Source organism: Hymenobacter terricola (assembly GCF_017921975.2).
Classification (GTDB): domain Bacteria; phylum Bacteroidota; class Bacteroidia; order Cytophagales; family Hymenobacteraceae; genus Hymenobacter; species Hymenobacter terricola.
In genome coordinates this window covers 1-20,459 of the sequence record NZ_JAGEMO020000090.1, presented here as the reverse complement: position 1 = coordinate 20,459, position 20,459 = coordinate 1, and the positions used below count along the sequence as shown (strand labels likewise).

The following is a 20,459-nucleotide window of genomic DNA, read 5'->3' as shown; positions in this document are numbered from 1 at the left end:
GTGGTCGTGTAAGGAGTTTGTGAATGCTATCCCACGCGGGTGAGCGTGTCACTGTGCAGGGAGAGTAATAACAGCGGTTGTTTTGCCCCGCACCGCGTAGCATCCATTTGCATCGGTAAGCATAAAATCCGCCACCAAAAACGCCACCTCAGGCCGCCCGGCGGCGGGTGGCTTTACGCATGAATTCCTCGACCAGGCGCAGCTCATCCACGCCCACGTAGGCATTGAAAGCCTCTTCGGTTTTGTGGCCGGTGGCCTGCATGATGAGCCGCTGCGAAACGCCTTGGTAGAGCTTGAGCGTGACGAAGGTTTTGCGGCCGATTTTGGTGGTTAGGTTCAGCCGGGTGATGCCCACCAGGCGTTGCACCACTTTCAGGAACTCGTTGGTGCGGTAGCACTCGGGCACCAGCAGGTCGAGGGGGGAACGGTGCTCGTAGCGGTTGGCCAGTTCAACGGGGCGGAACAGGTCGTCGTCGTAGAAGGGAATGTAAACCGTGTTTTCGTTCTTGGCCGTGTCCTCCAGCACAATCAGGTTGCCCCGCACGTGCTGCCAGGCGGCACGGTTGGCGTCGCTGATGCGCAGGCCGGTGTAGCAGCACTCCAGAAACTTGTCGCGGGCCAGCTCGACGTGGGCAATCCAGGCTTCCGCCGATTCCTCGTCCTGGTGCTTGCCCATGCTGCGGCCCATTGCCACGCGCAGCACCAGCAGCTGCTCCCGCGTAGCCGGGTCGCGGAAATTGAGGTCGGCTAGCTGGTACAGTTCCTTTTCGCTGAGCGCATCGACCTTGCCGCGCTTGCTGGGGGCCGTGAACTTGCGATAATGCCGGTGCACTGCCAGGTCCTTTTCAGCTTCCGCCCAGGTGAGAAACGTTTTAAGGCGGGAAATGTGCTTGCCGAAGGTGTTGATGCCCTGGCCCAGCTCGTCGAGCATGTAGGTGCGGAAGTCCTGGTACCAGGCCAAGTCCATCCGCTCGATGTCGAGGCGGATGCCCCGGGCCTGCTCGTAATCGAGAAACCGTTGGAGGGTGGCCAGCATGCCACTCTTGGTGGTTTTGGCCATGGGCTTGCCCGACTGGCCCCGGGGCCGGTGCACCTGCTCGTTTATCCAGTCGCGCTGGAGGCTTTCAAAGCCGGTGGCGGTCTGCTCGGCTTTGGTGGGCACCGGGGCCACTGGCATGAGGTGCAGCGATGCTTCGACGGCGGCCTTGAGTTCCGCTTTGGGCAGCTTGCGGCCCTGTTTGGTAGCGAACTGCTGGGCTTCGGCCGCCGCTTCGCTGGCCCGGTTGAGGCGGCGGTTGATGGCATCGTGTGGGGCGGCCTTGGTCACCTTCACTTCTTGGTCTTCCGCATCCCAATGCTCGGGTTTCACCACGGAGCCGGCCCCCATGCGCAGGCGGTTGCCCTCCCAGGCAAAGGTGAGCTGAATTTCGGCGGTGCCGTCCGTAGCCAGCCGTTCGAGGCGGAGGCGGCGCGTGATTTTCACGTCTCGTCTTAGCTGGCTATATAATTGTCCTTTACCTGTGTATCGATGATGTTTTTAAATTCTTCAGCAATATCACTGGCATATATCAGGCGGGCAATTTCCTTATTGGCTAGAAAGATGACTTTAAACGGTTTGTCTGAATGACGAAGCATCTCATCTAAGGCCGTCTTCTTGAAGGAGCTGGCCGCAATGATGATTCCCAAATTGCAGAGTGCCGCAGCTTGCTCAACTTTCGAGACAAACTGAAGGACTTGGTTTTTGTCAACAGCATCCTCCGTGTTCTTGCATTCAACCAGAATATATTGCTTGAATTTGCTGAAGAAGTTGTCTGGCACCTCATTACGAAGCATCAGGTCTACTTCGTTAAGGCTCCTGTCCCGAACACGTTTGGTGATATGGGGGAACCCCATTTGGGCAAAGAGAAAGGAAGTGAAATTCTCGAATTTTATTCCTTTGACGTAAGCATTGGGTTCATTTTTGGCTTCCGCATACAAATCATTCAGGGCCTTCTGGTTAAGCGCTGGGTTGGATTCGTATGCTTCGAGGGCCTTGTCCGTTGCCTCCAGGATGCGTTTACTGAATATTTTGAAATCGTCCTTTTTGAGTACGTCAATGATTTTGCCGGACGCAAAAATTTGAGCAATGTCTGCGGAGAACTCCGGAATGAACGCGCTCATGATGATGATGCGTGCAAAGGGGTTGACCTCAATTATTTGCTTAATAAAGTCGATACCATTGCGGTTGAAGTTATCCATGCGCAAGTCGACGATGGCCACATTGAAATAGAAATTTTCTATCCGATGTTCGATGCTCTCCTCGGTTGACGCGGTAAGGACTTTGATGTTCGGCCGCTCATTTTCGAAAAGCTTGGCAAGGTTGCGGGCACCCATGGCCTCGTCGTCGATTATTAGGACTGAGTGTCGCATAGCAGGGGAAAAGTGACTTTGAAAGTGGTGGTGAAGCCAGGTTCTTCGGATAAGCTAACGTGGCCGTGCACGTTTTCCATAACTCGGACTACGTGCGCCAGGCCGATACCGCTGCCTTTGGTGGTGGTAAAAAATGGCTCAAAGATGCGCTTACGATTCTCAGGAAGGATGCCGACGCCATTATCGCTCACTAATACGGTCAGATTTGTTTCGTCACGGGAGATGGTGACTTGAAGTTTTTTGCCAGCAACACCCTTGAGCGCATTCCGGGCATTGATGTAAATATTGTTAAATGATTGGATAAGCCAATGAAAATTCTGCTGCACCAAGGTCGATTTAGGTACTTTGTAGATGACTGTGTAGTCAATTATATCGTACAACAGGTTGTGCCGGTGTAGGATATTGAGTGAGGACATCAGCTTCACGATTTCAAAAGGCTCGATTACGTTCGTGTCCTGTGGCAGCCCCAGATTCGTAAATTCTTCAAGTGTTTCCCGAATTCGACTGGTACACTCCTTGATATTTAGGATGTCTTCCTCCGTGACATTGTTAATATTCAGCAGTTGGACCACCCCTTCCATATTGAGAAGGGCATTTTTTATATCATGCCCTGCGAAGGCAGTGAGTAAAGTTGTAAAATTCTCTAGCGCATTATACTTGACCGTGTTAGCGAGTCTGTTCTTTTCAATGGTTTCATTAAGCCGTTGAATCTTCAGATTCAATTGGGCTGGTGTTAGAAATTTTGGATTGATGTATCCTTTCTTGGCCATTGGGTAGATTACTAAAGAACGGGTGGGTCTAACAGTGAATTGCTTATGCCGCTGAGCTTTCCGGACCTGCTGGCTGCTGCGCCACCAGGATGCGCTTAATGACTTCTTCGTAAGGGAGAGTTGAGCCCACATTGCCTTCGTTGCCGAGTATGAAAATGCTGGTGCCCCCTTGGCTGGTAGGAGCAACCTTGGCAATGGCTTTAGTATTGATGAGCACCTTAGTGCCGCTAGCAGTTACTTCAACAACGCCGGCGGGTAGGGGAATCGTACGGGTGTCCATGGATTAGGCAAGTGGGAAATGGAAAGGAGGCCAGGCGTGCACATGCGCGCCTGGCTTTTCATTTATTCGTCGTCATGCTCATCCTCCTTTTTCGGCGCACGGAACCAGTAGAGCGCGCCGAACATCTCCCGGTGAAGCTCCATGTAGGCATCGAAATCGACGTCAACATTGAAGGGCCGGGGGTGGGCTAGTTGGTAGTCCTTAGCCCTGCGGACGTCGAGTTCGAGGTACTCGATAACGTCGGGCCGGTCGGGCCAGAGATTTTCCTCCGATTCCAGCGGCCAAAACTCATCGGGCCATTCCCGAATGATGTCGAGGGCCCGCTGGGCTAGCATTTCGAGCTGGTTAGCCGCGTCGGGCTCCGTGGGTTTGATGCGGTACTGAAGCGTATCGAATAGCCCTTGCAGCTCAGCTCGTCGTTCGAGAAGCACACGTAGCGTTAAGGAAATCATTCTTAGTAAAGGCAATTATCGTGGCCTAGCCGCTGTGGCGCCCTGGCATGTGATTTTCATTTCTACAGCATTTGCAGGGAAAGCACGTTGCCTTCGAAATCGACCTTGGCAACGGCTGAGCTTAGGATTTTGCCCCCGAATGCATTCTTGCCCCGGAACTGGGTCATCACCGCGATGTAATCGCCTTTATCGATAAAGCGAGTGCCTACATGCTCGTAGCTGTCGGGGTCATTCATGTGGTCTTTGATATACTGCTCTACTCCGCGATGCGAGCCATCGTAGGCACTAAATTGTGCCTCTAATTTTTCCTTCCGATTCTTTTGGGCTTCGTAAGCGACATTGTCAACTTGCCGCTGCTTGGTGATGCTGTCCTGCCGGGCCTTTACCACCTTTTTGAAATTTTCCAGCCGGACTCTTTCGCGAGTGATGCTGTCTTTGACTGCTGCTGGCAGCTTTTCAAAGGCCAACTGCTCTTGCTTTTCTTTCTCGGCCTCTTGCTGCTTCTTTTCCGCAACTTGGGCATCTTGGCTGCGGGAAACCAAGAAAAAGCCAGCTGCATAGAGTAGAATGACTGAAGCATATTTAACTGGCTTGCTGAAGGATTTGCCAGTAATGCGGGAAAAGAAGGGAAACGTTGGGGGAAGCATTAACAGGCCGGCCAATACCACCAGTGTGCCTCCGGCAACTGTGTTCGGTATGTTGGTGATGCCCGCGACGATAAAAGAAACGCCGAAAAGCCAGCGTAGAAACAGTAGAAACTTTGCCATTGGGTAGGTGGGAGAAATTGGGTTAGGAAGGCTGTTTAAGTAGGATTTGAATGGTACCCTCCTTATGGTTTAGCAACTGCTGCACTCTGTTTTGGCCACATATTCTTTGTTGCCACTGCTATTGATGTAATAGCAGCCGCCTTGTGGACCCTTCCATAATTGATTGCCGTTATGAAATCCGCACTTCACGTCGCCTGCCGTGCTGGAGGGTGAAGGGGCGGGAGTGGAATCGTTAGAGGACGAACACGCGGTGCCGAGTAGGGCAACGGTGAGCAAGGCAGCGAGGAAAGGTTTTTTCATGGGAAAAATGGGTTAATCGGAAGTATTGCGGCTGGTGCGCAGCAGCGTGATGGTTTCTTTTTGGGATGCTACCAGTTCGCCCAGCGTCTGGACTTGCTGGCGTAGCAGAGCATTTTCGTTTTTGGCAACGGCCAAGTCTTTCTCGCAGTCGGGGAGGTTAGGATGGGAGCCCACGGACTGGGTCATGTGGCCGTGGTTCGCACCGGCAACGTTGCCTTGAAAATTTTTTGTAGAAATGTTATGTGAATCACTCGAAGGGGAAGAATTGGGTAGAAAAGGGTCGCCTTGGCCAGTAAGGAGCCAGGTTATATCTGTCTGTGGAAAATGGAGTATTATTTTCTCCAGGACGTCTGAGCTGGGTTTGGTTCCCCTGTCTGTGTAGTTGCGGATATTGGTTTCACTGACATCAAGTGTCTGCGCAAACTTTCGAACGCTGATTTTTAGCCCGTCAACCAGGATTTTTATTCGTTGACCAATAGTTGTTTGCGACATATTTAACGCACTGCGTTATTTATTTACTTCAAATATGCGCGTTATATAAAACGCACCTGCGTATGTTTGCAGCATGTACACGCCAAAGCGCTTGCAATAAAGCAAGGCCAGCGGGAATCGTGTCAAGCCTGCCATGCACGCTCCCCTCACCACCAACCGCCAGCGGTTTTTTCATCTCTACTCGCTGGTGTGCGAGGACTTTCCCGCCGGCCTGGTAGACGGGATGATTCGCGACGGGCACGAGGCCAAGATGTCGGACCTGCTCAATGTGCGCACCGGCCGCAAATCGCACCTGCCTTGGCTCATCGACATGGTGAAGCGCGGCATTCCCCAATTCCCCATTCCGGATAATCTGCACCCCGTGGTGGCCGCAGATGCCCTCTTATTTGAGGAATAAGGGGCCCTGTTGACTTATAAAAACTATCCTTTCACCCCCAAAACCCCCTTTTTCAGCTCCCATTATGCATCTCAACACCGACGCGCCAGCGGACCTGGCCCCCGCCAAAAAACCGTGCATGCGGGACCTGCACGAGTTAGTGACCCACTTCCTGCCCGACCCCAAGGTGCTGAAACTGGTCCCGCTCGATGAGCTGGAGCGGTTCGGCACCGAAACCGTGGCCGAGCACCCCCGCTTTGCCGAAGAAATGCCGCTGGTGCTGGCCTACGAAACCCGCCGACGCGCTCGGCACCAACGCCTAGTGGGCAGCCGCACGCCGGCAATTCCCTTGGCCATCCAAGCGTACCACCTTGCATAAGGCCCCAACGCCCGCCGTTTTCCTCACCGATGCCCGCAGCGGCAAGCAGGTGCGCGTAGCCGCGCTGCCGGTCGGTGCGGCCATTGTCGAGCCCATTTTGGGCTACTGCTACCAGGCGGGCCACCTCACAGTCTACGTGAATGGCTCGATGCCCCTTGACCTGCGCACCGCGCAGGAGGAAGGCTACACCGCCGCCGAAATGTGGCTGGTGGAAAAGCCGCCCGTGGGCATCCGGGAAATCGTGATGACCGACGACCGCGCCTTTCAACTTCTCCTTCCCCAAGCCCAAGCTGCCTGATGCACTTTGCCAAGCTTTTTGATTTTCCGCACGGCCAGTTGCTGGTCGAGAAACGGGACAGCTACACCCCATTAGAGGGCTTTGGCTGGTGCATCGACACCAAAACGATGCTTCCGACTGGTGTGGCGGCTCACACTTACGAAGACTGGCCGACCGAGCAACTGCGGGACGATGCTTTCGAGTGCTTCACCGAAGAAGTAGCCGGCCTTTTCTATGCGCAGCGCTGCCTTTTTCTGGCCAATAAGTTTCCCCTCATTATCCGGCCTGACGGTTCCGCCGTCGCCTAAGTCGCCTAATTATGCTGCTCAATATTCCATCTGCCGAAGATTTCCAAGCCCTCCAGCAAAAGCTCGATGCCGTGCTGGCGCACCTGGTGGCGGCGGCCAAGCCAGCGGCGGACGAGTTCATGAGCTTGCAGGAGGTGGCCACCTACACCCAGTTCGACCCGCGCACGGTGGAAAAATGGGTGAATGAGGGCGATTTCAGCAAAGCCGGCAAGCGCATTTACCTGCAGGCGCACCGCTACAGCGGCCGCCTGCGCTTCAAGCGTACCGACGTGGAGGCCTTCGGGCTGGGCGTGGGCGTGCTGACGCCCTCGCTGGGGGCCGGCCTGCCCGAAGCCATCAAATCGGCCTCCACGGGCAAAGCAACCAAAAAATCCCGGGCCACCACGTCGGAGCAAGCGCTTCGGAAGGTGGCCTAATGCCTTTTCAGTTCACCAAAAACCACATCTCATAAGCCAATGTCAGTCCTCACCATCACCATCGACGAGTTTATGCTACTCGGCCCCAAAGCCCACGAGACGGCCGTGAAAATGTTCACCGCCGAAATCAACCACCTCCAGCGCATGGCCCAGCTGCACCAGGCCGGCAGCGCCGACGCCCGGACTGCCGAGGAAACGCTGAGCGAGCTAATCCAGCTGCGCAAGGTGCACCAGGGCCGCCTGGATGAACTGAACGCCGAAGCGGGCCTCGTTGCCGCTGGCGTTGAAATCGATGGTTCCACCGTTGCCATCGCTGCCTGAGCATGGAAAACCTTATCGTTTACTGCTCCCAGCCGGCCAGTGGCCAGATGGCGACCTTCCTGATGAGCCTGAGCCAGGCCCAAAACGTGGTGATTCGGCCCGTATCGGAAATTCCGCAGCCCGATGCGCTGCACCTGCAGCGCAAGCGCGTCGAGCGGGGCGACTTGCTGGATGCCATTGAAGCGACGGAAACGCACCTGGCGCTCTACGGCTTGGGGCGATTGCAGCCCGATGCTGGTGCGGAGCAAGGCTTGAAATTTACCTTAGAATCGTTGAAATCGCGCCTGAACGGCGTAAACACCGTGCTGGGCAGCGTCGAGAAGGGAGGGGTGGATAATGGCTGAGCTGGATTGGGTAAAAGCGGTTTTTAAGGGTACTTCGTCGCGGCGCGGCTACCAGCAGGGCACGACCTATACCATCGCTACGACACGTGGTCACTTTCGTGCTTTGGCGGTGCAGAGCGAGGAGTTGCCCTGTGATGGCATCGAATACACGAATGACGTGGCCATGCGGCGTGATTGGGCCCTGGTGGAGGCACCGGCAGTAGTGGTGGAGCCCCCGCGCCCGGCCCAGCGTGCGCAGCCCCCGATGCGCCGGGCTGCTAAAGTTGCTTCAGTAGCAAAACCAGCACGCAGAGCCCCGGCGAAACCTGCTGTTCCAAAGGCGGAGGCCGCCCTGCCAGCGCTGAGCACCCGGGTGCGGCAGAAGGCCAAGGCCATCGTGGAGAAAAAGGAGAAGGCGGCCAAGCCGAAAAGCACCGTGAGCGTATCGGCCGACTACATCCGGAAGCTGCCGGTGAACCATCCGGAGCGGCAGGCTTACACCAACGCCGGCGTGCGGGGCTGGGATGCCTACATGAGAAAGGAGGTGGCCAATGCCTGAGTGGCTCCTCCTCCTGCTCTGCTCGCTGGCTAACCTGGCCCTGAGCATTCTCCTGTTGCGCGGGGCCTACGACCGTGGCTATTCCGCTGGCATCGACGACTCGCTCGAAATCAGCCGGCACGTGGACGACATCCTGCGCAAGTAACACCGCCCCTTATTCCTTTCCTATGCACTATCAAACCATTATTCGCCGGTTTCTCGGCGCCATTCTACTGTTCAGCCTCGTGCTGCTACTGCTCAGGCAATCGGGCCTGGCGGCGCTGAGCTGGTGGGTGGTCACGTCGCCCCTCTGGGGGCCGTGGCTGGCCGTGGTCTTGGTTGTAGCCCTGGGAGTAGTCTACTACACCTTGCTGGCTGCTTTCCGCAAACCCGTGCAGCGCTGAGCATGGCCCCCGACTCCAGCCTGCCTCCGACGAGCCCCGACCGCGCGCCGTGGCCCAAAAACTTCGCCACCGCGCAGGAGGTGCTTACCTGGCTCAATTCGCTCAAGGCCCGCGACCAGCTCACGGGGCGCTGCCTGCTGACCATGCGGTGGCTGGTGCTGGACGAGTTGGAGCGCAGCGCCCCCGAGCCGCCGCCCAAAGCCGTGCCGGCCTTTACCCCTAACCTCTTTACTCAGCCGCTGAAGTAGCACGGCCAGTTTTCACCAACCCCATTCCATGGAACACCCATTTGCCCCAACCGTCACGGAGCTAAAGGCCTTGCGCGCCAAGCTCAATTATCTCACCTACCAGGCCCTCTTTGGTAAGAAGCTAGAGGACCGCCAAGAGGCCACCGCGCAGGCAATGGCCATGCACGACAAAATAGAAGCGGCATTGACCACCGCGTGGAATACAGCCACGATAGTGACTGATTTTGTGCGCTCTCCGCAGTCTTATGGAGGCTTGTTCGACACCCTCACCCAGTTCATTGACCTGGTTGAAGCACCCGTGGGAGCATCTGCGACCCAGAAGTCGCCGGGATGCACGGCAATGCCCCACATTCCGCGTCGGCACTAGCCCATGCGGAGCCTCACCACCGCTGGCCGTGCCCCGCCCGGGCCACTGGCCTTCAGCTGCTGCGCGCAGCAGCCCCGTCGTCTAACGAAGACCCGTTGGTTTTTGCCTCACCAGGTGGAAAAACTTCGTCCCAACGGCATGCCAGCTCGACGCTGGCCGGGTGCGCACTGGACTGCCTTTTTGGGCAGCCCCTGATTTTTTATTGCCCACTCATTTCACCTCATTCCTCATGCACCGTCCTGCTTTTATTCCCGACGCCGCCAAGCCGTACCTCAACTTCGCCAAAACCTGGTCGAAGCTCTACCGGCTTCTTCAGAACCCGGCCCCCATCCAGCCCAAACCACTGCCGGCGCACCTGGCCGCGGCCACCAGTGGCGCCCGCAAGCAGAAGCTGCCGGTCATCAACGGCAAAGGCAGCGTGACGAACCTGATGGAAGCCGTCATGCACATCTTCATGGACAAGTGGAGCAAAGCGGATAAGGCCATCAACCTGGCCATCTACACCACGCGCACGTCGCTGGCCAAGCGCATCCATAAAAAAGACCCCAAAACCGCCTACCGGCACATTCTGGCCCTGATTGAGGCCGGCTTCCTGCGGGCCAAGGTGCAGGTGCGCGGCGGCCTCCAGCTGCTGCTCAACCCCGACATCCTGGTGTTCGAAGGCGGCCGGGTGGCCGGGCCGGATATGGGCGCTGCGCTGCGTAGCGTGCCCGCCACGGCACCCATGGCCCCGTTGGCCCTCATGCAGGCTGGACAGGCCAATCTGCTCGCCTTGGCCTCGTTCATGAATCAAAACGAAAAAGGCCGAAAACGTTCTTAAAAAACCCAATGCGGGCATTTGGCCCTTGTTTATAACCTGGGAGCTTCATAAATATTATGAAGCATAGGAACGTCGGTTTTCAGACGACTTTTCCACAGTCCTCACGGTGGATATCCTAGGCTAGCTGAAAAAAAAAGAAGGGCGCGGCCGCAAAAACCGGCCGCTTGATTTCCGCCTCGTCCCTGTCAGGACGTGGGTAGGGGCCCTCATTTCCAAATAATTCGAAAAACCCGTTCTCATGGCTACTACTACCCTCAGTTCGGCCGCTGCTCGTGCCGCCGACAAGAAAGTTTCCATCCTCTCCTTCATGGCCAAGCTGGGCCACCAGCCGATCGGGCAGGCCGCCGGCGGCAATTACTACTTTTTATCCCCCCTGCGCGAAGAGAAAACGGCCTCCTTCGTGGTGTCTGAGCCCAAAAACCTGTGGGCTGATTACGGCGAAACGCCCCGGCCGGGCCAGAAGGTGGCCGGGGGCAACGTGCTCGACCTGGTTATGCGCATCGCCGACGTGACGCTGCCGGTGGCGCGGCTGATGCTGCGGGCCTGGTCCACCGACCTGCCCGACTTCGTGCCGGCCCGGCCCACCGGCGTGAGCTACACGGAAGGCCCGCGCACCTTCACCGACGTGCGCACCGAGAAGCTGGCCTGGCCGCCGCTGATTACGTACCTAACCGAGCGCGGCATCAACTGGCGCCTGGTGCAGCGCAGCGAGCAGACCATGGCCACGCTGCAGCAGATTTTCTACCGCGTCGACGGGCAAACCCGCGACAAACCGTATTTCGGGCTGGGCTGGAAAACGGCCGCCGGCTGGGAGGTGCGCAATCCGCGTTTCCAAGGCACGATTGGCGGCAAGGGCCTCACCTGGCTGAAAGGGGCTGAGGCCGGCGTGATGGTGTTCGAGGGCTTCATGGATTACCTCAGCGCGCTGACGCACTACGAAACATCGTTTTTCCGTTCCCGCGTGCTGGTGCTCAATTCCGTTAGCCTCGTCGGCCAGGCGCTGCCTGAGCTGATGGAAGCGCCGGTGGTGCACTGGTTCGGCGACAACGACGCGGCCGGCCTCAAAGCCTTGGACTACCTGCGCCAGACGCTACCGGCCGGCCGCGTGCAGGCCCACAACGACCTGTACCGCGGCTATAAAGACTTCAACGACTTCCTAACCAAAACCCGGCCCACCAAGCCCCTGCCCCCGCGTGGTGCGGTCTGGAGCAAGCTCAGCGTGACGCAGCAGTACTGGCTTTGGGTGGTGTTCAAAAAACGGGAACGGGGGACGAAGTATTACGGCCGCACCGGCAAATGCGCCTTCTACTGCCACACCAACGACGCCGCCGGATTGGAGGAGCTGCGGGTACTCCGGAACCGGATGGGGCACCAGCTCGACTACTACCGCATCTGTGAACGGACCACCGGCCGCCAATATAAAATACTGGAGTGGGCCGGCCAGTATAACGCCAAGCCCGTGGTGCCAGGCTACGTGCCGCCGGTCTTCGACGAGTCAGACGAATACTAATTTTTTCACCTAACCAACTGCTGCAGCTGGTGGCCGTGGGTATGCTGGCCAGCATCGTGGTACTGGAGTACCTGGAGTGGCGCCAGCGCCCCGACCGCCGCCGCTTTTTCAATCTTCCCTGGCCAACTTCTTTCCCTGAGCAATGAACCTGTCTCACCTCGACCAAATAATTGAACTGGAGCGTGGCGAGGCCGGCCTGCTCTGGTGGGCGGTAGCGGACTGCGGCCGCCGCAACCTGGTGCGCTTGCACATGCGGCCTGGTAGACAAGTCGAGTCGGCCGGCGTCGTGGTGGCGTTGCCAGTACTGGAGCGCGTGGCCAAGCGACTGAAGCGAATCGACAACCGGGAATTGAGGCACGTCGGAATCCCACGTCGGAAGCCGGTGAAGTTCCGGCTGAAGATGGACGAGCTGGTGGCCATCATGCTCTACGTATGGCCCCATGCTTGGAGTGGCCACGTGCCGCTGGGCAAGGTGCAGCAGAAGTCGCTCAATCTGGAACAGTTTATTGATTTCACCTGACCTGCTTTTGTCTCAAAAAAAGTATGTCGAAAAAACGCCCCGAAAACAGCTATTTACGGGGCGTTTTTTCAAGCCAAAAATTGTCACTCGAAAACCACCTGGTTAATATGACACAAGACGCCCCCATTCCCGTCGCCCTCTTCGCCCGGGTGAGCAAGGAAGCCCAGGACTTCGGCCGGCAGCTGGTGGATACCCAGCGCCACGCCGACCGCGCGGGCCGCGTGGTGGTGGCCACCATCGCCGAGAAGCTCAGCGGCTCGCGCAACAGCCGGGCCAGGCGGCCGGACCTCGACCAGCTTTACGACCTGGCCCGGGCCGGCCACATCAAGGAGGTGCTGGTAACGGAGCTGAGTCGCCTGGGCCGGCGGGCGCGGGAAACCCGCAAAGTGGTCGAAGACCTGGGCGATTGGGGCGTGTCGGTGTTTGCCCTCAACATACAGCTGGGCTACCTGCTGCCCGACGGCAAAGTCAACCCGATGGCGCGCCTGGTGATGACGGTGCTCATGGAGGTGGACGAGATGGAAACCGAACGCATGGGCCACCGCATCAAATCGGGCCAGGCCGTGGCCTTCGCCGCCGGCGCGCAGAAGGGCCGGCCGGTCGGTACTACCCAAAATGTGCAAAAACTATTGGCCAAATACCCCAAAGTGGTCAAGCATTTGCAGAATGGCCTTCCGATGCGCGATATTGCTGTGTTAGCGAAATGTTCTTCTAATACGGTGCTCAAAGTGAAGGCCGCGCTTTCGCCTGAAAATCCAATTAATTCCCGTGCACTTTCGTCCCAAATAGTCGCGTTAACTAGTTGAATCTTTGCTAAAACTCCTACCCCTCCCTTCGTGAGCAAACCCACTGTCTACGCTATCCCGGTGCGCGCCCACGTGCGCCAGTTTTTACTGCATATTTTTGGCGCGGAGCAGCCCTGGGCGGTGCACCAGAACACCTACCTGGGCCGGGTGGTGCGCATGAAGGTCGAGAAGCAGCCCTTCCGGCAGCTGCGGCGGGCCGAGGCCATGGAAGGGCCGGTGGTGCAGCTCACGCTGCCCACGGCGCTCAAGCATTACACCCTCACGCCGGAATCGGCCAAGCAGATGGGCGAATCGTTCGACAAGCTCTTCGGCTTGCAGATGATTCAGTTCGTGCTGGGCCACGTGGTGGCCAGTCAGAACGAGCGGAGCGCGCTGCGGCACTTCTGCAAGTTCTACGACATCAACCCCAGCGACGCCGACCTGGAGATGCTGCGGAAAATTTACCGCGACTACAAGGACAAAATCCTGTCGGAGAACGGCCAGGGCCACTTTCTCTACGATGCCCTGGGCCGGGAAGAGCTGTTTTCCGATTACGCGATTAGGTCCTAAAAGGGGATGGGTCCGGGGCGTTCCTTTGGTTCATGGAACCAGAGAAGCTCACCGATTTTATCGACTATTTCCGCCGGCTGGCGGCCGCAAACGTGGCCCTGGCCGGCAGCTTCGTGCACGGCGCGGCCGGGCGCATCATCAGCGGCTCGCGCAGCGGCATCGACTACCCTTGCCTGTGGCTGGAGACGCCTTCGCTGGGCTTCGAGGAAAAAGACGGCACGGCCCCGCTCGGCAAGCGGCGCTGCGCCTTCGTGGTGCTGCAAAAGGTGCCCAGCGACGACTACGAGGCCCAGGACGCCGGCTGGGCGCTGGCCGAGGACATTGCGCTGCAGGTGCTGAGCTACCTGCTGCGGGACCGCAAGGCCCGCCGGTTTCACTTTAGCCTGAACGAAAAGGAGCTGGAGCCGGTGGCCACGCTCACGGTGGACAACGAAATCGGCTGGCGGCTGGAATTCGAACTCGCGCAATACGCGCCGGCCGTGCAGTACGATGCCACCAAATGGGTGCAGGAAGGAGGGCAGGGCGTATGATTCTGCTGTTATTGGCTTATTCCAACCAACAAAATTACCAGGACCCGTACACCCCGCAGGTGTACGGGTCGACGTACGACGAGAACCGTTACGAGTTTGATGAGGTAAACGAAACCGTCACGCCCAGCCACGGCATTTATGACGATTTCCAAAACCACAACCAGCCGACCGACTACAGCCTGGTCGGCGAGTTCTTCAGCAAGTGCGATGGCACCACGCGCCTGAGCTACCAGCACGACGGGGCCGGGGGCTTCACCGTCGTGCCCCAGGCCGACAGCCTCAACTGCGGCTACGTGCCGCCCACGCCGCTCACCTGCGACCTGGGGCTGACCCACCAGCTGACGGCCACGGCCACCGGGGCCAACGTGACGGGCACCGCCACGGATGCCCACAGCGCGGTACGCTTCAGCCTGGACGGCAGCCCAGCGCAAACCAGCGGCACTTTCTACGACCTGGCCCCCGGCCGGCACGTGCTCACGGCCAGCGACACGGGCCTGAGCAGCTGTCAGCGGTCGGTGGCCTTCACCGTGGCCACGCCGCCGCCGCCGGCCGCGCCCGCCGGTGCGCCCCAGGGCGTGGACTTCGTGCGCCAGCCGCTGTGGTACCCGGTGGCCGCGCCGGCCGGGGCCGAGGTGCTGCTCGAACTCTGGGCCGAAAGCCAGCACCAGGAGGAGGATTTCTACCTGGTGCTGCGCCTGCGCAAGCGGGCCGATGCCGCCGGCCGGCTGGATTTCCGCCTCGACACGCTGTTGGCGCCGCTGCTGCGGGCCGTGGTGCCCCCGCGCGCCCCGCTGGCCACGGTGGTGTGCCGCACCCCGCTGCTCAACTACTTCGTGCGCACGGCCACGGTGCTGGCCGCCGGCCAGCCGGCGGCCTTCGTCACCAGCGCCCTGCGCACGGCGCTGCTTGGCGGGCTGCCGCCCGAGCGGCGCGACGTGGACTACTTCGCCTACCGGCTCGAAGCGTATGGCCAGCCGCCGTTTCTCAGCTGGCAGCCCGCCGGCAAGCGCCTCACGCCCGCGCAGCCCGAGTGGCTGTGCTGGCTCTGCCCCGACGCGACGCCCGTGCTCACGGTGCGCCGCAGCTACGTGCGCACCGGCTTTGCCACCAGCCCGCCGCTGGTGGAAGAGGAAACGGTGGACCTGAGCGCCGGTCGGGGCGCCTACGGCCGACTGCTGGCCATCCCGGTGCTGCCCCGTGCCGGCACCGATGCCGTGAGCCTGGGCCTGTACAACGCCTTGGGCGAGGCGCTGAGCCCGCTGGTCACGTTTGCCATGGTGGCGGCCAGCGAGCACACCCGCTACCTGCTGTTCAGCAACTCGCTCGGCGGCTTCGACACGCTGCGCACCGAGGGCCGGCGGGAGGCCGTGCTCGACGGCACCCCCGACCGGGCCGAGCTGCCGGCCACCGCCGGCGAGGCCGCGCCCGCGGCCGAGCGCCAGGCCTTCGCCGTGACGGGCAGCCGCAAGCTCAAGCTGGCCACCGGCTGGCTCACGGCCGCCCAGCTGCGCTGGCTGCAGGAACTGGTGCTCAGCCGGGACGTGTGGGAATGGCAGGCCGGCCGGCTGCTGCCGCTCGACCCCACCAAGCGCCAGGTGGCCTACGCGGCCGACGAGGCGCCCCTGCGCGGGATGCTGCTCGAATACGATTACGCCTTTGCCGCCGACCTGTACGCTGATTTGCCCTGATGCTCGACCTTCGTTCCAACAACCGGCCGGTGCGGCTCAGCCCCGGCACCAGCGTGCAGCTGGAGTACCACTCGCCGCTCTTCGACGAGGACGTGGTGCGCGGCTCCTTTTCCTACGCGTTCACGGTGCCGGCCCCGCCCAACGGGCCGCTCTACGGCTTTCCCGAGCGGCTCGATGCCGACGCGACGCCGGGCGCGGAGCTGCCGGCCGAACTCTACGACGACGGGCTGCCGCTGCTGGTGGGCACCCAGCGCGTGCGCACGGCCAGCGCGGTGAAGTACAGCGTGAACCTGAGCGGGGCCCTGGGCGCGCTGGCCACCAGCCTGAGCGGGCGGGCGCTGGCCGCCTTTGCCTACGGCGGGGTGCGCCAGCTGCCACCCGGCGAGCCCCTGGGCGGGGCCGGCAGCCTGCTCCAGCTGCCCGGCTGGGTGCGCCACGCCAACGAAGTGGCGCTGCACCCGGAGGCCTACGACTACGTGTTTGCCCCGGTGCGCTGCGATGACTTTTACCCCGCCCCGGCGCTTGCCGACGGGGAGGTGCGCCAGCCCATCGTGCTCAACCCCTGGGTGACGGCCGACCCGGCCGCCTTCAACTACGGCCTGCCGGCCGGGGGCTCGTTCGCGTACCTGGGCGTAATGAAGTACGCCGATTTCAACGGTGTGACGCTGCCGGTGTACGGGCAGCTGGCCAGCCCGTTTCCCAGGTTGCGCTACGTGCTGCGCTGCCTGTTCGAAGAAAGCGGCCTGCGCGTCGACGAGCCCAACTTCCTGCCCGGTGAGTTGGGTGACCTGGTCATCTTCAGCCCGGCCAACGCCGTGCGCTGCGCGCCCGATGCCGCTGGCGTGGTGCAGAGCAGTTTCCACCTGGCCGATGCGTTGCCGGACCTGACCGTGGCCCAGCTGCTGGCCGCCCTGCGCCGCGACCTGGGCCTGGTCGTGCTCCTCGACGAAGCTGCTCAGCGCGTGCGCACAGCCCTGCTGCGCGACGTGGTGGCCGAACCCGCCGGCACCGTGCCCGACCTAACGGCCGCGCTGGCTGGCCCGGCGGAGGTTACGATTGACGACGCGGCCACCTACCAGCTGGTGTACCAGCTCGACCCCGACGACGTGCTGGCCACGGCCCTGCTCAAGCAGGAGCCCGACCCGGCCACGCTCAGCCCGGCCGTGGAGACGCTGGCCGACCTGCCCGCCACTGCCCCGCTCGGGGCCGCCGCGCAAACGCGGCTGGTGCGCCAGGAAGATGCGTACTACCAAAGCCGGCCCACCCTCTTCCAAAACCCCACGACGCTGGCCTGGACGCTGCTCGGCCCCGCGCTGGCCGGTGTGGCGGTGGGCGGGGCCGGCGGCGACGAGGTGGCGCAGGGCAGCTGCTACACGCTGCTGGGCGAGGTGCCAGTGCGGCGCGACCCGCAGCACCCGCTCGACTACGACCCGGCCGCGGCGGCCCGCCTGCAGGTGCCGGCCCTGAGCCGGCCGGGCTACGAGCCGGGCAACCCCGACCCGAAGGCGGCCGCCCGGCCGGCGGTGCTGCGGTTGCTCTTTTACCGGGGCATGCAGCCGGCCAGCGACGGCACGCTGTATCCGCTGGTGACGCCGCTGGCCACCAATCAGGCCGGGGCGGCCGTGGGCGCGCTGAGCCTGCGGCTGGCCGGCCCGGCCGGCACCTACGAGCAGCTGCTGCGCGGCTGGCTGCAAGTGAAGCGCCGGGGCGTAGCGGTGAAGCAGCCGCTGCGGCTGAGCACGCTCGACCTGGCCCGGCTCGACCTCTCACGCAAAATCCGCCTCGACGGGGTGGAGTACCTGGTGCGCACGCTCACGGCCAGCGTGCCGCTGCGCAAGCCGGCCACGGCCGAGCTGGTGCGGGTGTAAAAACGCGGGACGGAATACGAAAGACCCGAAAAAAAGGTGATGGTTTTGAAGAAAATAAACTTGCCAGTTCCGGCCCAGGATTTGCCAGTTCCGGCCCAGGGGGCAACCGGGGGTAGGGGAGTGATGGCCGCCGCCGCCGCCGGATGGGGTGGCAATTGCCGGGTAATTGCCGGGGCGGCGGTCCCGGCAATCGGCCTACTACCCGGCGGCCGAATGTGGCTATTTGGCCGCATGAACCACGCACTACTTGACTTACGCCGCGCCGCGCCGGCCCACGGCGGCCTGCTCGGCGAACTCTACCTCAACGGCAAATTCTTCTGCTACACCATGGAACGGGTCGGGGTGGCCATCCCCGCCGGCCTCTACCAGGTGCTGCTCAACGTGAGCCCCAAATTTCGCAAGCTCATGCCCCTGCTCGTTGGCGCGCACGTGCCGGCCAGCTGGGGCGTGCGCATGCACTGCGGCACCGTGCCCGCCGACTCCGATGCCTGCGTGCTGGTGGGCCTGGCCAAGCTGCCCAACGACAGCAAAATCTACAAGTCGGTGGAAGCCTTTGAGGCGCTGATGACCGAGCTGGTGAAGTACACCACTCTGGAGCTGACGATTCACTGATGCTGCCGGTGCTTTCCATTCCGCCGCCGTGCGGCTTCAACATCGGCGGGCTGCTGGCCCTGCGGCTCTGGCCGGTGGCCAACGTGCGCGCCTGCGCCGAGCCGGTGGCCAGCGTGGTGACCACGGCGCTGGAGCTGGTGGACCCGCTCAACTACGCCGACCTGTACTTCCTGCCCGAGTCGGCCGGCTACACCGAAGACCCCGACGACGACGTCCAGGGCCTGCTCTACAAGGTGAAGCTGCCGCTGCTCATCGCCGGCGACGCGCCCGACGTCTCCGAGGCCGTGGCCCGGCTGGCCGGCGGCCGCTACCTGGTGGCCTTCCTCGACGGCAACGGGCGCACCAAGCTGGCCGGCACGCCCGAGTGGCCGCTGAAGCTGCTCATCGGCACGGAAACCGGCCGCAAGGGCACCGACCGCAACGCCCTGGATTTCACCTTCACCGGCGTGCTGCCGGAGCGGGCTCCTTTTTACTTAGAACAGGAATTCACGCCGCCCGCCGCCCGCCGGGCCTGGTCGGCGGGGTTCAATTTTGGCTTTAGCTGATGTCCTACGCCACCGACCTTGATGCCGTTTACAGCCTCATCACGGCCAAATTTCCCGACAATGCCGCCGGGGTCATTACCCCGGCCGATGCCCGGCTGACGCTGGCCAGCATCCTCGATTTCCTGGCCAAGCGCGGCCCGAACGACAGTCCCAGCGGGTTCAAGTCCGTGCGCTTCATTTCCCGCAGCGACCCGCGCTGCGAGTACAGCGACCACACCCGCGACGAGCTGGACCCGCTGCTCATGTACATGGGTACCCTGCTGCGCCTGGACTTTGGCGCGGCGGAGCAGGGGCCGGAATGGTACGAGCTGGTGTACGACAACACCCCCCGCGTGCCCGCCTGGTCGGGGATGCAAAGCTGGCGCGACGGCCACATGGCCCCGCCCACGCCGCTAGTGCCAGTGAAGTGGGTGCTGCACGGGTCCACCGAAGCCCTGGCGGCCAACGTGCCGGCCTACAGTGCCACCTTCAACAGCACCGGCACGCCGCCGGGCTACCCGGTGGACTTCACGGTCACGTTCCTGCTGGCCGGCGAGCGGGGCTTTTACCAGGCGCTGGTGCCCGGCCAGCTGCCGGCCCCCAGCAGCCTGACGGGCGATGCCAACTGGCGCCGGCTGGCAGCCCCGGCGGCGGCGGCCGTCTTTTTCCAGCGCATCAGCCAGGCCACTGCCGTGGCGCTCGACGACGATTTTGCGGCTACGTCCGGCCGGCGGTATGCGGTGGAGCTGGGCCAGGGGCGCTACGTGGAGCTGGTCGGCACCGAGTCGGGCCGGCTCCCGATGGTGGGCATCTGCAACGGAGAAGAAGTGCGGGTAAACGTGCACAACAGCTACGTGGAGCGCACCGGCGAGGAAGCGGCGGACATTGCCGACCTGCTGGCCCGCTTCGCCGACACCCCGCCGATTCCCGGCAAGCTGTACGGCGTGACCCACCGCGCCGGGGGGGATATCCTTTGCCGGTTTGACAACATCACCGGCTGGCTTTCCGGTGGCGTAACGCCCGGCATGCTGGTGGCACACGGCGCCATCGACACCAGCACGGTCGGCGTGTGGGCCTATGACCTGGGTGCGGATGCGCTCACGGCCGAGGGCGGCGATGTGACCAAGGCCTACGTGGATACTGCGGATGCCAACACGATTGCCGCCGTGAACGCGCAGAAGACCCGCCTCGACGCCCTGCTGGCCGGCTCGACGGCAGATGTAGATACGTTCCTAGAGGTGCTCAACCGCTTCCTGGCCGACGAATCGGCCAGCAGCGCCCTCACGTCGTTGGTGGCCACCAAAGCGCCGCTGGCCAGTGCCGCCCTGACTGGCACCCCGACCGCCCCCACCCCCGCCGCCGGCACCAACAGCACGCGCCTGGCCACCACCGCGTTCGTGCAAGCCGTGGCCGGGCTATTGTTAAGCAAGGCCAACAACCTGAGCGACCTACAGGACAAGGCCAGCGCCATCGCCAACCTGGGGCTGGCTGGCTGGCTGGTGACGCAACTGGCCTATTTTGGCGTCACCAACAACGTGCAGGAAGCAGCGTTGCCGGCCCAATCCGGGAGCGGGTTTTTACGGGGCGTGCCATTAACGCTGGGGC

The 20,459-nt window shown here is 61.5% G+C and carries 31 protein-coding genes; 23 read left to right on the top strand and 8 right to left on the bottom strand.

The features are described 5' to 3' along the window. Positions 1 to 148: 148 nt before the first annotated feature. The 8 genes from J4G38_RS24900 to J4G38_RS24865 all read right to left on the bottom strand — a co-directional run bounded on the left by J4G38_RS24900 (position 149) and on the right by J4G38_RS24865 (position 5,470). The gene (locus J4G38_RS24900; protein ID WP_210521617.1) at positions 149 to 1,483 is read right to left on the bottom strand and encodes a phage integrase SAM-like domain-containing protein; all 1,335 of its coding nucleotides are present in this window, start codon (positions 1,481 to 1,483) and stop codon (positions 149 to 151) included. An 8-nt stretch (positions 1,484 to 1,491) separates the two neighbouring features. Next, entirely contained in the window at positions 1,492 to 2,373 is an 882-nt protein-coding gene (locus J4G38_RS24895; protein WP_262906230.1) for a restriction endonuclease, read from the bottom strand. 17 nt (positions 2,374 to 2,390) lie between these two features. Then, entirely contained in the window at positions 2,391 to 3,179 is a 789-nt protein-coding gene (locus J4G38_RS24890; RefSeq protein WP_210521615.1) for a sensor histidine kinase, read from the bottom strand. A 43-nt stretch (positions 3,180 to 3,222) separates the two neighbouring features. Next, the gene (locus J4G38_RS24885; RefSeq protein WP_210521614.1) at positions 3,223 to 3,459 is read right to left on the bottom strand and encodes a hypothetical protein; all 237 of its coding nucleotides are present in this window, start codon (positions 3,457 to 3,459) and stop codon (positions 3,223 to 3,225) included. A 62-nt stretch (positions 3,460 to 3,521) separates the two neighbouring features. Beyond that, positions 3,522 to 3,890, bottom strand: coding sequence for a hypothetical protein (locus J4G38_RS24880; protein WP_210521613.1), 369 nt, complete (start codon positions 3,888 to 3,890; stop codon positions 3,522 to 3,524). A gap of 83 nt (positions 3,891 to 3,973) precedes the next feature. Next, on the bottom strand, positions 3,974 to 4,678 hold the full coding sequence (locus J4G38_RS24875; RefSeq protein WP_210521612.1) for a hypothetical protein: 705 nt from the start codon (positions 4,676 to 4,678) through the stop codon (positions 3,974 to 3,976). 69 nt (positions 4,679 to 4,747) lie between these two features. Beyond that, the gene (locus tag J4G38_RS24870) at positions 4,748 to 4,978 is read right to left on the bottom strand and encodes a hypothetical protein (protein ID WP_210521611.1); all 231 of its coding nucleotides are present in this window, start codon (positions 4,976 to 4,978) and stop codon (positions 4,748 to 4,750) included. 12 nt (positions 4,979 to 4,990) lie between these two features. After that, positions 4,991 to 5,470: a helix-turn-helix domain-containing protein gene (locus J4G38_RS24865; protein WP_210521610.1), complete on the bottom strand. Its 480-nt coding sequence runs from the start codon at positions 5,468 to 5,470 to the stop codon at positions 4,991 to 4,993. A gap of 133 nt (positions 5,471 to 5,603) precedes the next feature. Here J4G38_RS24865 and J4G38_RS24860 point away from each other — a divergent pair, with 133 nt between their 5' ends. The 23 genes from J4G38_RS24860 to J4G38_RS24750 form a co-directional block, all read left to right on the top strand. After that, a complete protein-coding gene (locus J4G38_RS24860) occupies positions 5,604 to 5,867 on the top strand; it encodes a hypothetical protein (protein ID WP_210521609.1) in 264 nt (87 codons plus the stop codon). A 64-nt stretch (positions 5,868 to 5,931) separates the two neighbouring features. Next, a complete protein-coding gene (locus J4G38_RS24855) occupies positions 5,932 to 6,225 on the top strand; it encodes a hypothetical protein (protein ID WP_210521608.1) in 294 nt (97 codons plus the stop codon). After that, the gene (locus J4G38_RS24850; RefSeq protein ID WP_210521607.1) at positions 6,218 to 6,523 is read left to right on the top strand and encodes a hypothetical protein; all 306 of its coding nucleotides are present in this window, start codon (positions 6,218 to 6,220) and stop codon (positions 6,521 to 6,523) included. The genes J4G38_RS24855 and J4G38_RS24850 overlap by 8 nt, the downstream gene beginning before the upstream one ends. Continuing rightward, complete coding sequence (locus J4G38_RS24845; protein ID WP_210521606.1) at positions 6,523 to 6,810, top strand: hypothetical protein; 288 nt, start codon at positions 6,523 to 6,525, stop codon at positions 6,808 to 6,810. Before J4G38_RS24850 ends, J4G38_RS24845 begins: the two co-directional genes overlap by 1 nt. Positions 6,811 to 6,821: 11 nt before the next feature. Continuing rightward, on the top strand, positions 6,822 to 7,226 hold the full coding sequence (locus tag J4G38_RS24840) for a helix-turn-helix domain-containing protein (protein WP_210521605.1): 405 nt from the start codon (positions 6,822 to 6,824) through the stop codon (positions 7,224 to 7,226). A 39-nt stretch (positions 7,227 to 7,265) separates the two neighbouring features. Next, on the top strand, positions 7,266 to 7,547 hold the full coding sequence (locus J4G38_RS24835) for a hypothetical protein (protein WP_210521604.1): 282 nt from the start codon (positions 7,266 to 7,268) through the stop codon (positions 7,545 to 7,547). A 2-nt stretch (positions 7,548 to 7,549) separates the two neighbouring features. Then, the gene (locus tag J4G38_RS24830) at positions 7,550 to 7,891 is read left to right on the top strand and encodes a hypothetical protein (protein WP_210521603.1); all 342 of its coding nucleotides are present in this window, start codon (positions 7,550 to 7,552) and stop codon (positions 7,889 to 7,891) included. Next, the gene (locus tag J4G38_RS24825) at positions 7,884 to 8,429 is read left to right on the top strand and encodes a hypothetical protein (RefSeq protein ID WP_210521602.1); all 546 of its coding nucleotides are present in this window, start codon (positions 7,884 to 7,886) and stop codon (positions 8,427 to 8,429) included. The genes J4G38_RS24830 and J4G38_RS24825 overlap by 8 nt, the downstream gene beginning before the upstream one ends. Next, on the top strand, positions 8,422 to 8,574 hold the full coding sequence (locus J4G38_RS24820; RefSeq protein WP_210521601.1) for a hypothetical protein: 153 nt from the start codon (positions 8,422 to 8,424) through the stop codon (positions 8,572 to 8,574). Before J4G38_RS24825 ends, J4G38_RS24820 begins: the two co-directional genes overlap by 8 nt. Before the next feature lie 22 nt (positions 8,575 to 8,596). Further along, entirely contained in the window at positions 8,597 to 8,812 is a 216-nt protein-coding gene (locus J4G38_RS24815; protein ID WP_210521600.1) for a hypothetical protein, read from the top strand. 2 nt (positions 8,813 to 8,814) lie between these two features. Further along, positions 8,815 to 9,060, top strand: coding sequence for a hypothetical protein (locus tag J4G38_RS24810; protein WP_210521599.1), 246 nt, complete (start codon positions 8,815 to 8,817; stop codon positions 9,058 to 9,060). A 28-nt stretch (positions 9,061 to 9,088) separates the two neighbouring features. Beyond that, on the top strand, positions 9,089 to 9,427 hold the full coding sequence (locus tag J4G38_RS24805) for a hypothetical protein (protein WP_210521598.1): 339 nt from the start codon (positions 9,089 to 9,091) through the stop codon (positions 9,425 to 9,427). Between the two features lie 229 nt (positions 9,428 to 9,656). Further along, positions 9,657 to 10,247, top strand: coding sequence for a hypothetical protein (locus tag J4G38_RS24800; RefSeq protein ID WP_210521597.1), 591 nt, complete (start codon positions 9,657 to 9,659; stop codon positions 10,245 to 10,247). 238 nt (positions 10,248 to 10,485) lie between these two features. Next, positions 10,486 to 11,757: a toprim domain-containing protein gene (locus J4G38_RS24795; protein ID WP_210521596.1), complete on the top strand. Its 1,272-nt coding sequence runs from the start codon at positions 10,486 to 10,488 to the stop codon at positions 11,755 to 11,757. 142 nt (positions 11,758 to 11,899) lie between these two features. Next, positions 11,900 to 12,277 carry a hypothetical protein gene (locus J4G38_RS24790; protein ID WP_210521595.1) on the top strand — a complete coding sequence of 126 codons (378 nt, stop codon included), beginning with the start codon at positions 11,900 to 11,902 and terminating at the stop codon, positions 12,275 to 12,277. A 107-nt stretch (positions 12,278 to 12,384) separates the two neighbouring features. Further along, positions 12,385 to 13,083, top strand: a complete 699-nt coding sequence (locus J4G38_RS24785; protein ID WP_210521594.1) for a recombinase family protein — start codon at positions 12,385 to 12,387, stop codon at positions 13,081 to 13,083. A gap of 30 nt (positions 13,084 to 13,113) precedes the next feature. After that, complete coding sequence (locus J4G38_RS24780) at positions 13,114 to 13,632, top strand: hypothetical protein (RefSeq protein ID WP_210521593.1); 519 nt, start codon at positions 13,114 to 13,116, stop codon at positions 13,630 to 13,632. A 32-nt stretch (positions 13,633 to 13,664) separates the two neighbouring features. Continuing rightward, the gene (locus J4G38_RS24775; protein ID WP_210521592.1) at positions 13,665 to 14,162 is read left to right on the top strand and encodes a hypothetical protein; all 498 of its coding nucleotides are present in this window, start codon (positions 13,665 to 13,667) and stop codon (positions 14,160 to 14,162) included. An 11-nt stretch (positions 14,163 to 14,173) separates the two neighbouring features. Next, positions 14,174 to 15,850 carry a hypothetical protein gene (locus tag J4G38_RS24770; RefSeq protein WP_210521591.1) on the top strand — a complete coding sequence of 559 codons (1,677 nt, stop codon included), beginning with the start codon at positions 14,174 to 14,176 and terminating at the stop codon, positions 15,848 to 15,850. Beyond that, positions 15,850 to 17,718, top strand: a complete 1,869-nt coding sequence (locus J4G38_RS24765) for a hypothetical protein (RefSeq protein ID WP_210521590.1) — start codon at positions 15,850 to 15,852, stop codon at positions 17,716 to 17,718. The genes J4G38_RS24770 and J4G38_RS24765 overlap by 1 nt, the downstream gene beginning before the upstream one ends. Before the next feature lie 231 nt (positions 17,719 to 17,949). Next, entirely contained in the window at positions 17,950 to 18,330 is a 381-nt protein-coding gene (locus J4G38_RS24760; RefSeq protein WP_210521589.1) for a DUF5675 family protein, read from the top strand. After that, the gene (locus tag J4G38_RS24755; protein ID WP_226163831.1) at positions 18,330 to 18,875 is read left to right on the top strand and encodes a hypothetical protein; all 546 of its coding nucleotides are present in this window, start codon (positions 18,330 to 18,332) and stop codon (positions 18,873 to 18,875) included. The genes J4G38_RS24760 and J4G38_RS24755 overlap by 1 nt, the downstream gene beginning before the upstream one ends. Next, a partial coding sequence (locus tag J4G38_RS24750) for a hypothetical protein (protein WP_226163829.1) occupies positions 18,875 to 20,459 on the top strand: 1,585 nt, incomplete at its 3' end. The genes J4G38_RS24755 and J4G38_RS24750, both read left to right, overlap by 1 nt.

What these genes read in the sequence shown, in the direction of transcription:
- J4G38_RS24895 (WP_262906230.1), bottom strand. Translation starts at nt 2,373, where the DNA reads ATGGGTGCCCGCAACCTTGCCAAGCTTTTCGAAAATGAGCGGCCGAAC.
- J4G38_RS24890 (WP_210521615.1), bottom strand. Translation starts at nt 3,179, where the DNA reads ATGGCCAAGAAAGGATACATCAATCCAAAATTTCTAACACCAGCCCAA.
- J4G38_RS24885 (WP_210521614.1), bottom strand. Translation starts at nt 3,459, where the DNA reads ATGGACACCCGTACGATTCCCCTACCCGCCGGCGTTGTTGAAGTAACT.
- J4G38_RS24875 (WP_210521612.1), bottom strand. Translation starts at nt 4,678, where the DNA reads ATGGCAAAGTTTCTACTGTTTCTACGCTGGCTTTTCGGCGTTTCTTTT.
- J4G38_RS24870 (WP_210521611.1), bottom strand. Translation starts at nt 4,978, where the DNA reads ATGAAAAAACCTTTCCTCGCTGCCTTGCTCACCGTTGCCCTACTCGGC.
- J4G38_RS24865 (WP_210521610.1), bottom strand. Translation starts at nt 5,470, where the DNA reads ATGTCGCAAACAACTATTGGTCAACGAATAAAAATCCTGGTTGACGGG.
- J4G38_RS24860 (WP_210521609.1), top strand. Translation starts at nt 5,604, where the DNA reads ATGCACGCTCCCCTCACCACCAACCGCCAGCGGTTTTTTCATCTCTAC.
- J4G38_RS24855 (WP_210521608.1), top strand. Translation starts at nt 5,932, where the DNA reads ATGCATCTCAACACCGACGCGCCAGCGGACCTGGCCCCCGCCAAAAAA.
- J4G38_RS24845 (WP_210521606.1), top strand. Translation starts at nt 6,523, where the DNA reads ATGCACTTTGCCAAGCTTTTTGATTTTCCGCACGGCCAGTTGCTGGTC.
- J4G38_RS24840 (WP_210521605.1), top strand. Translation starts at nt 6,822, where the DNA reads ATGCTGCTCAATATTCCATCTGCCGAAGATTTCCAAGCCCTCCAGCAA.
- J4G38_RS24835 (WP_210521604.1), top strand. Translation starts at nt 7,266, where the DNA reads ATGTCAGTCCTCACCATCACCATCGACGAGTTTATGCTACTCGGCCCC.
- J4G38_RS24830 (WP_210521603.1), top strand. Translation starts at nt 7,550, where the DNA reads ATGGAAAACCTTATCGTTTACTGCTCCCAGCCGGCCAGTGGCCAGATG.
- J4G38_RS24825 (WP_210521602.1), top strand. Translation starts at nt 7,884, where the DNA reads ATGGCTGAGCTGGATTGGGTAAAAGCGGTTTTTAAGGGTACTTCGTCG.
- J4G38_RS24820 (WP_210521601.1), top strand. Translation starts at nt 8,422, where the DNA reads ATGCCTGAGTGGCTCCTCCTCCTGCTCTGCTCGCTGGCTAACCTGGCC.
- J4G38_RS24815 (WP_210521600.1), top strand. Translation starts at nt 8,597, where the DNA reads ATGCACTATCAAACCATTATTCGCCGGTTTCTCGGCGCCATTCTACTG.
- J4G38_RS24810 (WP_210521599.1), top strand. Translation starts at nt 8,815, where the DNA reads ATGGCCCCCGACTCCAGCCTGCCTCCGACGAGCCCCGACCGCGCGCCG.
- J4G38_RS24805 (WP_210521598.1), top strand. Translation starts at nt 9,089, where the DNA reads ATGGAACACCCATTTGCCCCAACCGTCACGGAGCTAAAGGCCTTGCGC.
- J4G38_RS24800 (WP_210521597.1), top strand. Translation starts at nt 9,657, where the DNA reads ATGCACCGTCCTGCTTTTATTCCCGACGCCGCCAAGCCGTACCTCAAC.
- J4G38_RS24795 (WP_210521596.1), top strand. Translation starts at nt 10,486, where the DNA reads ATGGCTACTACTACCCTCAGTTCGGCCGCTGCTCGTGCCGCCGACAAG.
- J4G38_RS24790 (WP_210521595.1), top strand. Translation starts at nt 11,900, where the DNA reads ATGAACCTGTCTCACCTCGACCAAATAATTGAACTGGAGCGTGGCGAG.
- J4G38_RS24785 (WP_210521594.1), top strand. Translation starts at nt 12,385, where the DNA reads ATGACACAAGACGCCCCCATTCCCGTCGCCCTCTTCGCCCGGGTGAGC.
- J4G38_RS24775 (WP_210521592.1), top strand. Translation starts at nt 13,665, where the DNA reads ATGGAACCAGAGAAGCTCACCGATTTTATCGACTATTTCCGCCGGCTG.
- J4G38_RS24765 (WP_210521590.1), top strand. Translation starts at nt 15,850, where the DNA reads ATGCTCGACCTTCGTTCCAACAACCGGCCGGTGCGGCTCAGCCCCGGC.
- J4G38_RS24760 (WP_210521589.1), top strand. Translation starts at nt 17,950, where the DNA reads ATGAACCACGCACTACTTGACTTACGCCGCGCCGCGCCGGCCCACGGC.
- J4G38_RS24755 (WP_226163831.1), top strand. Translation starts at nt 18,330, where the DNA reads ATGCTGCCGGTGCTTTCCATTCCGCCGCCGTGCGGCTTCAACATCGGC.